Source organism: Spirochaetaceae bacterium, assembly GCA_009784515.1.
Taxonomy (GTDB): Bacteria; Spirochaetota; Spirochaetia; order WRBN01; family WRBN01; genus WRBN01.
This window is the reverse complement of sequence record WRBN01000047.1, coordinates 1-14,041: the sequence shown is the minus strand read 5'-3', so window position 1 is coordinate 14,041 and position 14,041 is coordinate 1. Positions and strand designations below refer to the sequence as shown.

General features: G+C 42.1%; 11 protein-coding genes. 3 read left to right on the top strand and 8 right to left on the bottom strand.

The genetic code is table 11. The annotated features are described in order from the left end of the window. The first annotated feature begins 123 nt into the window (after nucleotides 1–123). The gene (locus tag FWE37_06185) at nucleotides 124–1,557 is read left to right on the top strand and encodes a 1-deoxy-D-xylulose-5-phosphate synthase (protein MCL2520573.1); all 1,434 of its coding nucleotides are present in this window, start codon (nucleotides 124–126) and stop codon (nucleotides 1,555–1,557) included. 50 nt (nucleotides 1,558–1,607) lie between these two features. Here the strand turns inward: FWE37_06185 and FWE37_06180 are convergent, their stop codons facing one another. The 8 genes from FWE37_06180 to FWE37_06145 form a co-directional block, all read right to left on the bottom strand. Then, a complete protein-coding gene (locus FWE37_06180; GenBank protein MCL2520572.1) occupies nucleotides 1,608–1,904 on the bottom strand; it encodes a hypothetical protein in 297 nt (98 codons plus the stop codon). Between the two features lie 103 nt (nucleotides 1,905–2,007). Continuing rightward, nucleotides 2,008–5,229, bottom strand: a complete 3,222-nt coding sequence (locus FWE37_06175; protein ID MCL2520571.1) for an efflux RND transporter permease subunit — start codon at nucleotides 5,227–5,229, stop codon at nucleotides 2,008–2,010. Continuing rightward, nucleotides 5,230–6,633, bottom strand: a complete 1,404-nt coding sequence (locus FWE37_06170; GenBank protein ID MCL2520570.1) for an efflux RND transporter periplasmic adaptor subunit — start codon at nucleotides 6,631–6,633, stop codon at nucleotides 5,230–5,232. It abuts the gene before it with no gap. 19 nt (nucleotides 6,634–6,652) lie between these two features. Beyond that, on the bottom strand, nucleotides 6,653–7,978 hold the full coding sequence (locus FWE37_06165; protein ID MCL2520569.1) for a TolC family protein: 1,326 nt from the start codon (nucleotides 7,976–7,978) through the stop codon (nucleotides 6,653–6,655). A 46-nt stretch (nucleotides 7,979–8,024) separates the two neighbouring features. Beyond that, nucleotides 8,025–8,675, bottom strand: coding sequence for a TetR/AcrR family transcriptional regulator (locus FWE37_06160; protein MCL2520568.1), 651 nt, complete (start codon nucleotides 8,673–8,675; stop codon nucleotides 8,025–8,027). A gap of 75 nt (nucleotides 8,676–8,750) precedes the next feature. After that, nucleotides 8,751–9,638 carry an ABC transporter permease gene (locus tag FWE37_06155; GenBank protein MCL2520567.1) on the bottom strand — a complete coding sequence of 296 codons (888 nt, stop codon included), beginning with the start codon at nucleotides 9,636–9,638 and terminating at the stop codon, nucleotides 8,751–8,753. Next, complete coding sequence (locus FWE37_06150; protein MCL2520566.1) at nucleotides 9,638–10,789, bottom strand: ABC transporter permease; 1,152 nt, start codon at nucleotides 10,787–10,789, stop codon at nucleotides 9,638–9,640. Before FWE37_06150 ends, FWE37_06155 begins: the two co-directional genes overlap by 1 nt. 15 nt (nucleotides 10,790–10,804) lie before the next feature. Beyond that, nucleotides 10,805–12,337, bottom strand: a complete 1,533-nt coding sequence (locus FWE37_06145) for an ABC transporter ATP-binding protein (GenBank protein ID MCL2520565.1) — start codon at nucleotides 12,335–12,337, stop codon at nucleotides 10,805–10,807. Between the two features lie 177 nt (nucleotides 12,338–12,514). Here FWE37_06145 and FWE37_06140 point away from each other — a divergent pair, with 177 nt between their 5' ends. Both FWE37_06140 and FWE37_06135 read left to right on the top strand, forming a co-directional pair. Continuing rightward, complete coding sequence (locus FWE37_06140; GenBank protein ID MCL2520564.1) at nucleotides 12,515–13,084, top strand: hypothetical protein; 570 nt, start codon at nucleotides 12,515–12,517, stop codon at nucleotides 13,082–13,084. A 120-nt stretch (nucleotides 13,085–13,204) separates the two neighbouring features. Further along, nucleotides 13,205–13,969, top strand: a complete 765-nt coding sequence (locus FWE37_06135; protein ID MCL2520563.1) for a hypothetical protein — start codon at nucleotides 13,205–13,207, stop codon at nucleotides 13,967–13,969. The last annotated feature ends 72 nt before the right edge of the window (nucleotides 13,970–14,041 follow it).

The following is a 14,041-nucleotide window of genomic DNA, read 5'->3' as shown; positions in this document are numbered from 1 at the left end:
TACGGCTCCTTCTTAGAGGCCATAAACCAAGCAGGACAGATACTGATCGGAAAATCTTAAATAGCTTTAAGCCGTACCGATAAAATAGGCGACAACATAATTATTATCCTTAACGATAAAAAAATGTCTATCGAGGAAAATGTAGGCGCCCTGCACGACCGTTTTCACCAAAAAAATGCCGGTGTTTTACGCAGCTTTCCTAGTAAACTCATCGCTACTAAAGGCTACCAAACTACTCGCAAAAATATCGAGCATTTTTTTGATACCATGCCCTTTGGCTGGGGCGAGTGGTGGCACAACTTAGGCGAACGTTGTAAAAAAGCTTTAAAAGGCTTCTTTTTTCATGAAACTATCTTTAGTGAGCTTGGCTTTGAATATGTTGGCCCCATCGATGGCCATAACCTTAAAGATATAATTAAAATCTTAAGAAATGTTACCAAAATTAACAGGCCCACCGTTATCCATTTGCTTACTAAAAAAGGCAAAGGTTACCGCCAAGCCGAAAATTTGCCCAATTTATATCACGGTGTTGCCCCCTTTAACCTTAAGCAAGGTATCACCAACAAAAACGATAACAGTTTTAGCAGCTTATTTGGCAGCCAGCTAACCGAACTAGCTGCCCACAATAAAAAAATTGTAGCCATTACCGCCGCTATGTGCAACGGTACAGGATTAGCCCCTTTTAAAAAGCTTTACCCCAACCGTTTTTTTGATGTAGGTATTGCCGAAGGCCACGCCGTTACCTTTGCCGGCGGCCTTGCCTTAGGCGGCTTAAAACCTGTATTAAGTATTTATAGCACCTTTATGCAGCGTGCCGTAGACCATTTTATCCACGACTTAGCAATGCAAGGACTAAATACCGTTATTGCCCTAGACCGCGCCGGCCTTGTCGCCGGTGATGGCGAAAGCCATCAAGGTATTTTTGACATTGCCTTATTTAAAGCTATCCCTAACACCATCTTTTTAGCCCCCGCCACCGGTAACGAACTAAAGTTAATGCTGGCTTGGGCCTTTAAACAGCGCGGCAAAGCCGTGCTTATGCGCTATCCTAAAGCCACCTTACCCAGTGAAGAAAGCGGCTGCGAAGAAGATATAACTTTAGGGAACGGTGTTTTTGTGAGAAAGAATGGCGGTGATGTACTTATTATCAGTGTAGGCGCTATTTTAAGCGAAGCTATCGAAGCCGTTCATTTACTTAACCAAAAAAAAATTAAAACCGATATTTATAACCTGCGTTTTATTAGCCCCATTAATGAAAAAGAATTTTTAAATATCATTAAACCCTATAAGTTATTAGTTGTAATAGAAGAAGGCGTAAAGGTTGGCGGCATTGGCGAAAGTCTTAATTTAATGCAGCAACAACGGCGACAAAATGTTCCTTTTTTACATTTAGCGGTGGCTAACCAATTTTTAGCACAAGCCAGCCGAGAAGAGCTTTTAAAATTATGCGGCCTAGATGCCGTCAGCTTAACCCGACAAATACAAAAATTTTACCAAGAACATAAAATACGCAGCAAAAGTGAGCAGCTTAAAAAAGAGGGCTTTAAGTTTAATTAAGCCGCTATGTTGTAAAAATTAATCCCCTTACAAATTAAGGGGATTAATTTTTACAGCTCCACAATTTCGGCCAGTGTTTTAAAAACCCTCAAACCTTCTAGGGGATACTTTTGTTTTAAATCTTTTAAAGTTTTAATAATATTTTCAGCCAGTTCGGCCTCGCAGTAAATAATTACCATAAAATTTACCTCAGGCCAAATAGCATTACCCTCGCGCGGCTCTTGACGGCCGCGCCCATGTATTTGAGGGATTATCGTATATCGTTCGCAGTGAGCTGCCTTTAGATAAAGCATAAGCTCGTCTTCCAGCGATTTATTAGTAATAACCTCTAAACGTATCTCTTGCATAAATCCTCCTTATTAATTAAAAATTAATAAGTAATAATTAAAATTTTTCAATTCTTATGACAAACCCTACAGTCTTGTACCTTTTAATTTAAGACTTACCATTTTAAGCTTGAGTCGCTAAATTTTTGCCAAATAGTTCTTCTTCGCGTTTTTCGGCCGCTTTAATCATTTTCTTTTCACCCTTACGGTTAAAGTTATAATATAAGGTTGGCACTAAAAATAACGTCATAAGGCTGCTGGTAACCATACCGCCTACAACGGTAACCCCAATCACCCGCGTCATCGCCGAACCTTCGGCCTGCGATAAAGCCATCGGTAACATAGCTAAAATGGTGGTACCCGCCGTCATCATAATAGGCCGTAAACGGCTGCGCCCGGCCTCAACAATGGCCTCGTACAGCGGCATACCGCGCCGCCGTAATAAGTTGGTGTAATCCACCAAGATAATACCATTATTAACGCAAATACCGGAGAGCATAACAAACCCAACAATACTAAACATACTAAAAGGCGTACCGGTAAGCAGGTAAATTAAAACCGGCCCCAGCGGCAAAGTAGTAATACTTAAAATAATAATAAAGGGGTCTTTAAGGCTTTCAAATTGGCTGGCCATAACACCATAAACCAACAAGATAGATACCAACAAGATGCCCATAAGGCGCGGCGCCAGCTCGGCAAATTGCTGCATACCACCGGCTTGGCTTAGCCTTACCCCTTCCGGTAAAATGAGGCGGCCATCTTGTAACGATTCATTAATAGCGGCCCAAGCGGCATTATTGGCCTCGCCTTCGGCGAACTCACGGCCGGTTGCACTATTAACTGCCGGCACTGCCGATACGCTAATTTGCCTTGTTTGGTCGTATCTAAAAATAGCGGTAGGGCTAAAGCCGCGCTCTACGGTGGCAACATTACTTATAGCTACCTTAGCGCCGGTTACAGGCGATACCACAAATATTCTATCAAGGTCGGAGAGTGTGGCTCTGTCTTCGGCCGCAAGCTGGCTAACAATATTAATATCGCGCCCGGCGCTACTAAAACGGCCCACAGTAGTACCGCTGATATTGGCGCTTACCTCTCGAGCAATGGTGGCAATATTTAAGCCCATACTATAAGCGCGCTCGCGGTTAATGTGCAGCTCTATCTGCGGCAGGCCATCATCAAGACTGCTGCGCGGCTCGCTAAGCTGCGGCACTTCTTCAAAAATTTCTACCAATCTGGCGGCCGTTTGCATTAAGGCTAATTGGTCATTACTGGCTATATCTACACTGATAGTAGCTCCGCCGCCCATGCCGCCGCCCATCAACGAACTAAATTGAAAATCGATACCGGGAAATAAATCGTATTTATCACGCACTAAAGCTCCCAGCTGCGCCCCCGTCATAGTACGCTCATTAAAAGGCGGTAAAAAGAACATAATGTAACCAATATTTTGCTGCTCTCTCCCCGAGACTCCGCCTAAGTTTATCCCAGATATAAGCATAAAATGCTCTACCCCAACGCCAATTTCTTCGGCCAGCATAGCTGTAAATTCTAACCCAAATTGGTTAGTTTGGTTGGCCAAAGTTCCCTCCGGCAAGGTGTAGGTTAGCATAAAACTATCACCATCGTCGCCGGGCATAAACTCGAAAGCTACTAAGCCCGAACCTAATAACCCTAAAGCTAACACCAAACTCATAAAGATAGTAAAGAGCACCGTTTTGCGATATTTAAGCGAAAAAACAATACCGTTGCTATATTTATTATCCAGCCAAGTTAAAAGGCGGTTCATTATTTTATCTATGCTGCGCATTATCCCGCTTAGTTCGCGCTGCTTGCTGGTACGCACCGGCATATAAACACCGGCTAACACCGGAATTAACGTCATAGCAATAACTAATGAAGATACTAAACTAATAACAACGGTAAAGCTTAAATCGTTAAAGATAACGCCGGCAATCCCAATTTCACGGGCAAAAATAACCATTGGTAAAAATACACAAACGGTGGTAAGCGTACTAGCCATAATGGCCGTAATCATCTCTTGGCTGCCTAAAATGGCCGAAGTTTTAGCCGATACCCCTTTTTCGCGGTAACGTGTAATATTCTCTAGAATAACAATACCGCTGTCTGTAACCATACCAATACCTAAGTTTAAACCGGCAAGACTCATAATGTTAATACTTAAGTTAAAATAGTACATAAACATAATGGTAACCAGTACCGAAAAAGGCATAGTAAGGGCAATAATAAAAGCGCTCTTCATGCTGCGTAAAAAGAAGATAAGTACAATAACACTAAATAAAGCCCCCAAAAGTACGTTCCATACTACTTGGCTAAGGCTTTGGGTTACCATCGTGCTGCTATCAAATAAGATAGTGAGCTCCATACCTTCGGGCAGACGGTTGTTAATATCGGGTAAATCACGGTTAATACGGTTAGCCACCTGCACAATGTTGGCATCGCTGGCCCGATAAACCATAATAGTAAAAGCACCGCCGCCATTAAGTTCGCTTACTACCTGAATATCTTCGTAACCTAAATAAACATCGGCTATATCACGCAGCAACACCGGCACTACGCCTTGCCCCATATTAACCGGGCGGTAGCTAACTACCACATTTTGTATATCTTCTACCGTATTAAAGGTACCATCGGTGCGCAATAATAAGCGGCGGTCGCCATCGCTGATAGCGCCGGCACCCATCTGTAAATTTTGGGCGGCAATGGCCATGTTAATATCGTTCATGGTAATATTATAAGCATCTAGGCGGTTTTGCAACACATTAATACGCACCTGCTCTTCGCGGCCGCCAAAGGCATCTACCCGGCTTACACCATCTATTTGCTCTAGTAGCGGCCGTACTACATCATCGGCAAAGTAAGTTAAATCGTCCGGTAAAAGGCCGGGCGCCGATAGGGTCATGTACATTACCGGCATAAAGCTGTTAATATCCATTCTAAAAATCATGGGAGAGCTGGCGCCATCGGGTAATTGGTTACGTATCATATCAAGGCGGTCGCGTATATCATTAACGGCGGCATCAAGGTTAGTACCAAAACTAAAATTTAAACTAACGGCCGAACTGCCCTCGTTGCTGGTACTGCTAATATTTTCGATACCCGAGATACCCAGCAAGGTTCCTTCCAGCAAACGGCTTATACTATTTTCTACCTCTTCGGGGCTGGCGCCGGGAAAGGCGGTGCTAACTGTTACCGTAGGGAACTCGATGTCCGGGAAAAATTGCTGCGGTATAAGCGTTAGCATAAACAACGATAACGCCAGCAGCAAACTGCCTATAATTAAAACGGTAGTTGGCTTATCTAAAACCGAACGCATTAAGCTCATTTAGTTTCCCCCGCTTTGGGCTAAAGTTGCCGTAATAAAATTTACCCTAGCCCCATCGGTTAAAATATTTTGGCCGGCTACCACAATACTTTCGCCCACCAGTAAACCTTCTTCTATAACTACTAAACCATCAACCGAAGCCCCGCGCGTTATAGGGCGCATAGTTACGATGGCATTAAAATCGCGCTCTTCAAACATTAAAGTATTAAAAACTCCCGCCGTGCGCGAAAGGTCTACCACAAATAAATAATCTTCGCCGCTGCGCCTAACAATAGCCGATTGCGGCACCACAATAACATTTGAATGCAAATGCGTATTTATCCGCAAGCTAGAAAACATACCGGCCATTAAATCTTCCGACCTTTGGGTAACTTGCAGCCGGGTTAATACCGTACGGCTGATAGGGTCTAGCACTGGGGCTATTTCGGTAATGACTATCGGGTAATCTATCCCCGCTAAAGCCGGCAAGTTCATATAACCGGTGCTGCCTACATGCACCGAGCGCGAAAAACGTTCGGGGATATGCGCCTCTATTTTAAGCTGGCTTAAATCGCCGATACGCGCCACCACTACACCCTGATTAACCATATTTCCCAGCTCGATGGGCAAAGCGGTAACTGTACCGGCAATAGGGGCCCTAATTGGGCTAAAGTTAAATTGAGCGCCCGGCACACTGGGGTCTATGTTGCCAATTATTTGGTTTTGCTGCACAAATTGCCCCACACTAACGGTGTAATTAATTAAACGCCCCGCAGCGTTAGGTAACACATTGGTACTATTAATGGGCATAACATCGCCGTTAACCCTAAAGTACTCTTGCAAAGAGGCACGTTCAACCTCTTGCACCGCTACCGAAAACACCCGCGTTATCGTAACCGATTGCGCACCCATATTACTAACCCATATATTAATTAAAATAGCCGCTAAAGCTACACCCATTAAAGATAACCCCACCAATACAAATAGGCGATAACTACGGCGGCTGCCCGCTCTATCTTTACCCCAAGCCTCTAGTTTTTCTTTTTTCTCACCAAATTTAAACTCAAGCTTTTCTTTTTTCTTCTTAAGTTTGGCTTCTACCCTAGCAATGCGCCGCTGCTCTTTAGTAGGGACTAACGTTGCTCCTCGCTTTTCGGCGTTAAGCTTAGTCTCCAGCTTGGTTACGCTTTCTTTTTCTTTATTTAATTTAGCCTCTAATTTAGCTATTTTTTCGCTTAAGCGTAACTCTATTTTTTCTTTTTGTTTATTAGCTTTAGCTTCCGGCTTAGTTATTCCCTGCTTTTCGCTGTTAAGAGCAGTTTCTAAGCTAGTTAAACCTTGCTTCTTTTTATTAAGTTTAGCTTCTAATTTAGCTACTTGCCGCTTTTTTTTACTAACATTAGCTTCTGATATTTGTTTACTCATCTTTGTCCTTTCCTTAATTTTACTCGCCGGCTTGCCTAATAAGCACGGCCGGCTCTACCCCAACTAAAGCCGCTAAATTTAACAGGCTGGTGGTGTAATCTAATCTGCTTTGCAATAAAGCCAGCTCGGCGTTTTGCACGTTAGTAATAGCGCTTTGCAGCTCGGTTTGAGTACGTAAGCCCTGATTAAAACCCACTTGGGTTAAAGTTAAACTTTCGCGGCTAATCGCCACATTTTGCTCGGCCATCGTGATAGCCGCCTGCAAATTATTAAGGTTATTGGCATTATTAATAATTTGTATGCGAGTTACCTCGCGGGTATTGGCTAATATCGCTTGCTGTATGTGGTTGCCATCAACCACGTTACGCCAATTATTAAAGTTTTGGTAGCTTAAATTAACTTGTAACCCAAGCCTTAAGCTGGCGCTATCACGCCAAGGGTTAAAAGGGTTATCGGCCCCTACTCTGGTGCGGCCCATCTCATAACCCAATGAAACAAAAGGATTTACAATACTAGAAAGCACTAACCACTGCCTTAATGAAGCCGAGTTAGCGTTAAGATTAGCTATTTGCATAGTAGCCGTGCTGTCTAAGTAGGTAGCCGCTATGCGGTCGCCGTTTAATTGTACATTAACAACATTAATACTGCCCCTTAGTTCTACCGGCCGCTCAAGCGGCACGCCAAGCATTTGCTTAAAGGTTAGCATATTACCTTCAAAGCTGGTGCGCGCCCTATTAAGCTGAGTTAAAGCCAACTGATATTGGTATTGCGCATTAAGCATAGATACCCTATCTACCAGCCCGCTATTATAAGCCGCTAAAGCCTGATTATAAGCTAGCAAACTAACGTTTACCGTACTTTGCAACACATTAAGCTGCTGCCCAAAAGCTAATAAATTATAAAACTGAATAACTATGCCATTAATAATTTCGGTAAGCGCTTGCTCATGGGTAATTTGATTACTGCGATACCTATTCATTATGATGGGAATATTAATAAGGTTAGCGGCGGCTATGTTTAAATCGGCCCCTATACTTAAATTGGTAATCCATTCGTTATTGGTGGGGTTCATCATTGGGTTAGGCTCTTCGGTAAAAACATGGCGGCTTAAGCCGTGTGTTATACTAGCATTGGCGCTAGGCAGTAAAGATGCCCACCACTGGCTATCGCGCTGGTCTATACGATGCCCACTTAAAGCCATTTGATAATTAAAGCTACTCAACACCATAGCCGATACCAAATGTTCATCTAAAATTAAAGGCTCGTGCATCGTGCTAAGTGATTGCGCTTTTACATTAAAAGCCAAAACTAGCAATACTATAGCCCATAACTTTTTAACTATCATCTTTACCTCTCTTTATTTAACTTTATTAAATTATTTTATATTTACTTTAAAGAGCAAACATATCGCCTAAAGTTTTACTTAACCGTTTATGAGCTTGATAACTAAGCTTAAAGTAAAGCTCATTAATTTTTTGCTTATCGGCCTTTGCCCAGCTTAGCCATTGCTCCTCTAAGCAAAAATAACTAACCACCGGCAAAAACTGAAAGAAAAATACCGCCGCCTGCATTTCGCTGTTATTTTTTAACTTATCGCTCACATCGTTCATTTCTTTGTCGTCAATAATTTCGGCCGATTCGTTCATCAAGCGGTTAATTAAACTAAATAACACCATACCTTGCTGATTACCCTTAATAGCCTCCATAAATAATATTTTAATTACATCTTTATGTTTTTTAAATAACTCCATCTGCGGCAAAAAGATGGTATCATATTCTTCTTTACTCCCGCCACAGCTGCCGTTGGCTGCTACTTTAAACTTTAGGGCGGCAAGGGTGGTAAAATCGGCCACAAAAATATCTATTAAGGCGCTTAAAATTTCATCTTTACTTTTAAAATAATAATAAATTAAACTTTTACTAACGGCTGCTTGTTCGGCTACTTCGCTAACCGCTACATCACTAAAACTCTTTTCAGCAAATAATTTACGGGCTGCCTCTAAAATTTTTAACTTAGTATCACTCTCTGACTGACTGTTCATTCAGTAGATAACATAGCTAATATATTCAGTTTTGTCAACTCTTTTTTATTAAAAAAATGTAACATATTGTCAAAATTAAGCCATAGCTTTAATTTTTTGCTTTTTTCGGTTATCTAGTATACCAAAAATAATAAGCGAAACTAAAGTAAGCAAGTAAGGTAAACTGCTAAAAAACTCGCCGGGAATGTACTGCCTTAAAGTTTGTATACCGGGAGCAAAAACAATAGCGCTGGCCGTACCAAAAAGCAAGCCGGCGCTAGCTACCCCCTTAGGGATAAAACGGCCAAAACTAATGGCAGCCAAAGCAATAAAGCCGGTACCGCTTATCAGGTTGCGGTCATATTGTATCGTGCTGCTTAACACAATAAAAGCCCCTGCCAAACCGGCGGCAAAACCGCTAGCCAGCACCCCAAAATACTGCATTTTAACTACATTGATACCGGCGCTTTGGGCCGCCTGCGGGTACTCACCGCAAGCGCGCAAGCGCAGACCAAATTTACGCTTGTATAGTAAGTACCAAGTAGCTATAAAAAAGGCCAAAGCTAAATAAGCTGTAGGGTAAAAACCAAAAGGCCCAACGGTAAAACCAAACCGAAAAGGCGCCGTACGGTCCATATTAAAAATTAACTGGCAAAAAAAGACGGTGATACCGCTCGCCAATAAATTTATACCGGTACCGCTGATAATTTGGTTGGCCTTCATCGTTACACAGGTAAAGGCATGAATTAAACTAAATAAAGTACCGGCCGCACAGGCCGCCAATAAAGCTATAGGCAGCGATAAACTGGTAGTTGCTTCTAGGTAAAAATGCACTAAAGCCGCTGTAAAGGCCCCAATATTTAATAAACCCTCAATACCGATGTTTACCACCCCGCTCTTTTCGCAGATGAGGCCGCCTAAACTGGCTACCACAATCGGTGCGGCCATCAGTAAGATAGAGGGTAATAAATTGATAAGCGACATTAGCTTGCCTCCGTATTATCAGGGTGACTCTCTAAATTAATTTTTAAGCGGCTGGCCAGCAGTTTTAAGCCAAAAGTTAAACTAATAAAAACCACCACAAGACCGTTAATGATGACGGTAATTTCGCGCGGTATTTGCCGCAAAGTCATTAAGCTTTGACTGGCCGTAAGCATACCAAATAATAAGCCCGAAAAAAAGATGCCTAAGGCATTACCGGCCGCCACTAAAGCTACGGCAATACCGTTAAAGCCGTACATATCCATCGCCGACATAACCCGCCCGCTGGGGAAGCTGCCCATAGCCACTACCCCGCCGGCCAATCCGGCAAAGCCGCCGGCTATAGCCATACTAATAAACGAGGCCTTAATGGTAGAAATACCGCTAAAACTAGCCGCTTTAGGGTTAAACCCGCTGGCCCTTAAGCTAAGGCCAAGCGTTGTTTTGTTAATTGTCATATGGTAAACCACTAAGGCTAACAACATAACAAAAAAACCGTAATTTAACATACTATTATTGGTAAGCGTACGCAACCAATCGGCGGTAAGGCGGGCGCTTTCGGGGAGAGGCGGGGTGGCAAAGCTGCTGGTGTCGGGGATAAACCGTATGGTAAACCAGCGGGTAAAAAAGAAGGCAATGTGGTTTAACATAATGGTAGCCACTACTTCGGATACCCCATATTTTCCCTTTAAAAAACCTACCAAGCCGCCGTACAAAGCGCCGGCTAAAGTTGCCGCTATTAACACCATTACCGCATGCACAAAAGGTAATTGCGGTAAAAAAAAGGCGGCCCATTGCGCAAAGGTAACGCCCATAATATATTGCCCTTCGGCCCCAATATTAAAGAGGCCGGCCTTTAAGGCAAAGGCCACGCTTAAACCGCATAAAATAAGCGGCGTGCTAATAGCCAGCCACTCACCGATATGGCGGGCATTAAAGCTGCCGTTAAAAACATTAAAGCCGCTAATACTTTGCAGCATAGCGCCATACATACCGGCAGGGTTACGGCCTGTAATGACTAATAAAATGGTGGCCAGCAAAAAACCAAAAGTTATAACGATAACGGCCATAAGCCAGCTATGCTTATTAACAACATCAAGCACAGCAATAAGTTTTTTTAAGAAAGATTTGTTGTTGACTAAAGTTTTAGCCATTAATTTGCTCCTTAATTATGCCTCGTTATTAACCCCTGCCATTAAGGCTCCTATCTGCCGAATATCGGCCTTAGCGCCATCAAGCACAGCATTAATATGGCCGCCCGAAATGGCGGCAATACGGTCGCACAGGCCCATAATCTCTTCCAACTCATAGCTAATTAAAAGTATAGCTACGCCTTTAGTGCGTTCTTCTAAAATACGTTTATGAATATTTTCGATAGAGCCTACATCAAGCCCGCGCGTGGGTTGGCAAATAATTAACAATTTAGGACTGCTGTTTATTTCGCGCGCTAATAATAATTTTTGTTGGTTACCGCCCGAAAGCTCGCCGGCTAGGCTGTTAATTCCTTTAGCGCTGCGTACATCAAAGGCTGCTACCAGCTTTTCGGCGTTATCTTTTATTGCTTTAAATAACAAAAAGCCCCGCTTACTAAAGGGAGGCTGCTTAAAGTTTTTTAAAATTAAATTTTCGGCCAGAGTAAAAGGTAAAACTAAGCCCTCTAATTGTCTATCTTCGGGCGATAAAGCCATACCGGCCTCTATCCTTTGTTTGGTGCTAAAATGGGTTATATCGCTGCCATCATAATAAATACGGCCGCCGGCTAACGGCAGCAAACCATACAAAGCCAGCACTAACTCACGCTGGCCATTACCATCTACCCCCGCTATCCCCACAATTTCGCCGGCACGTACCGTAAGCGAAAGGTTATTAACCGCAAGGTTCCCTCTTTCACTATAGGTTACTAAATTTTCTAATTTTAATACCTCGTTACCTACTTGGCTAGGTTGCTTAGTTAGCTCTAACTTAACGGGACGGCCAACCATAAGCTCGGCCAGCCGGTTTTCATTGGTATCGGCCACTTTAAGGGTGTTTATATATTTGCCCTTGCGTATAATAGTAACCTCTTGAGCCGCCGCCGCTATCTCCTTTAATTTGTGGCTAATAAAAATGAGAGTTTTACCTTCATTTTGCAGCCGTTTAATAATGGCGATAAGCTCGTCTATCTCTTGCGGGCGCAAGATAGCTGTAGGTTCGTCCAGCACAATAATATCGGCGTTACGGTAAAGTACCTTTAAAATTTCTACGCGCTGTTGCATACTTACACTAATATCTTGTACCTTAGCATCGGGGTTAATATTTAATTTGTATTTATTACTTAGCTCTACCACTCGCTGCCGCGAGCCTTTACAGTCGATATGGCCAAATTTATTGGTAAGCTCTGCCCCCAAAATGATGTTACTGCGCACACTGTAGCTAGGGATAAGTTTAAAGTGTTGGTGCACCATGCCAATACCCAACGCGGTGGCCTGATTAGGGCTTTTTATTTTAACCGGCCGACCGTTAATAACTATTTGGCCGCTATCGGCACTGGTAAGGCCAAATAAAATAGACATTAAAGTAGATTTACCGGCCCCATTTTCGCCAAGCAAGGCGTGCACCGTGCCGGCTTTTACCTTAAGGCTAATATTGTCATTAGCAATTAAACCGGGAAACCGTTTAGTTATGTTAAGCATTTCTACAGCGTAAGGGGCTGATGTTTCCATAAATTAAACTAAATTAGCATAATTAAAAAGTTTAGTCAAGATAGCCCAAATTATTTTTTAAAACTATCTGTCATCAATATTATAAGGTATTAACCTGTATTTAAGCCTTATAATGCACCATTGCTTATAAGTAAGTATTATGCTATACTATAAAGGCAGGTAAGGAGACTAAACCGAATGAAAAAATATATAACTGTATTATTGGCGCTATCTTTAGTTATGGTAGCTTGCCCGCAGCCTATCATAGCGCCTGTCAACAATTATGGCTTAATCTTTGCCGATGACGATAATACCCCGCCTGCTGTAAGAGCAATTTTTATTAACGAACGTCAATTTAACATTATTAACCATGCCGATAACGTAACAATGACCGATATAACCGCCAGCGAAATTGCCGATTTTGCAGAACAACTGCCCGAATTTAAAGAATTTTTAGCTGAAATGGTTGGTGATAGCTCTTTTTCGCCGGCTATGCGGGCTTACTTTGAAGACTCCGTTAGGTTTATGGAATGGTTTATAACGGAGCCGCTGACTATTTATGTGTTTAATGTTACTAGCGGAGAGCTTATCTTAAGTTATCGCGGCAGTGCCATTACTTTTACCCCAGATAACAGCGGTATGCTACTGGAAGGCAGCAACAATGATATTAGAAGGTATTTTGACTACTTTACAAAGTTATCTAGGCCGCCAGCTGCCGAGTTAGTCTACCCTTTAATTTTAAATTTAGACCGCACCCTTTTTAATTAATTATAAAGGGTACGGTTAGTAAATTTATAGCTGCCAAATATTTACCACAAAGTTATACCCGCAGACTAAACTTTTAAATTTTAGCTTTACTTTAACAGCAAGCTATGCTAAACTAAAACTATGAAAAAAATATTAACTATAGCTTTATTACTAATAGCTATAAATGCACAAGGGCAAGGGTTGCCAGTGCCGGCTAACGCTACTTTAGCCAGTTTGTTCCCTGACCCTAGGTTAATGGTGCTTATGTTTAATACACTAGGGCCCGACGCTAACTTAACAGGCCAAGCGTTGAGTGATAGACTGGCGAGAATTGAAAGATTAAACGCAAGACAAGAAAATATTAATAACGCTACCGGTATTGAATACATGTTGGGTTTAGAAACCCTTGATTTACACTGGAATAACCTAACTAACCTAACTAACCTAACTAACCTAACTAACCTAACTAACCTAACTAACCTAACTAACCTAACTAACCTACCTAACTTAACTAACCTAACTAACCTTATTCGCCTTGATGTAAGTAATAATAATTTAACAACTATAGATATTAGCGGCAATATTAAATTAGTTTGGTTAAATGTAGGTAATAACCAATTAACAGAATTTGATGTAAGTAATAATATTAATTTAACTACTTTATTTGTGGGTAATAATCCCATAATAACACTCGATATAAGTAAGCTTATTGATTTGGAGTGGCTTTTTATAAATGATACCTTGATAGCCACTCTTGATATACGTAACAACCCTAAACTGAGTACTCTTATTAGAAGAGGCAGCTATTTAAACAATAACAATATTGAGGGCTATCGTGGAGGAATAGGCCATGCTATGGAGGGTGAAATTGATTGGATTAGACCGGGTAGCTGGGCTGGAAGATAACAAAGTAAACCCCTCCTAAAGTGGAGAGGGTTACCAAAACTCTTATCTAAGCTCTAGGCAAAGCCCTAGCCG

What these genes read in the sequence shown, in the direction of transcription:
- FWE37_06185 (MCL2520573.1), top strand. Translation starts at nt 124, where the DNA reads ATGTCTATCGAGGAAAATGTAGGCGCCCTGCACGACCGTTTTCACCAA.
- FWE37_06180 (MCL2520572.1), bottom strand. Translation starts at nt 1,904, where the DNA reads ATGCAAGAGATACGTTTAGAGGTTATTACTAATAAATCGCTGGAAGAC.
- FWE37_06175 (MCL2520571.1), bottom strand. Translation starts at nt 5,229, where the DNA reads ATGAGCTTAATGCGTTCGGTTTTAGATAAGCCAACTACCGTTTTAATT.
- FWE37_06170 (MCL2520570.1), bottom strand. Translation starts at nt 6,633, where the DNA reads ATGAGTAAACAAATATCAGAAGCTAATGTTAGTAAAAAAAAGCGGCAA.
- FWE37_06165 (MCL2520569.1), bottom strand. Translation starts at nt 7,978, where the DNA reads ATGATAGTTAAAAAGTTATGGGCTATAGTATTGCTAGTTTTGGCTTTT.
- FWE37_06160 (MCL2520568.1), bottom strand. Translation starts at nt 8,675, where the DNA reads ATGAACAGTCAGTCAGAGAGTGATACTAAGTTAAAAATTTTAGAGGCA.
- FWE37_06155 (MCL2520567.1), bottom strand. Translation starts at nt 9,638, where the DNA reads ATGTCGCTTATCAATTTATTACCCTCTATCTTACTGATGGCCGCACCG.
- FWE37_06150 (MCL2520566.1), bottom strand. Translation starts at nt 10,789, where the DNA reads ATGGCTAAAACTTTAGTCAACAACAAATCTTTCTTAAAAAAACTTATT.
- FWE37_06145 (MCL2520565.1), bottom strand. Translation starts at nt 12,337, where the DNA reads ATGGAAACATCAGCCCCTTACGCTGTAGAAATGCTTAACATAACTAAA.
- FWE37_06140 (MCL2520564.1), top strand. Translation starts at nt 12,515, where the DNA reads ATGAAAAAATATATAACTGTATTATTGGCGCTATCTTTAGTTATGGTA.
- FWE37_06135 (MCL2520563.1), top strand. Translation starts at nt 13,205, where the DNA reads ATGAAAAAAATATTAACTATAGCTTTATTACTAATAGCTATAAATGCA.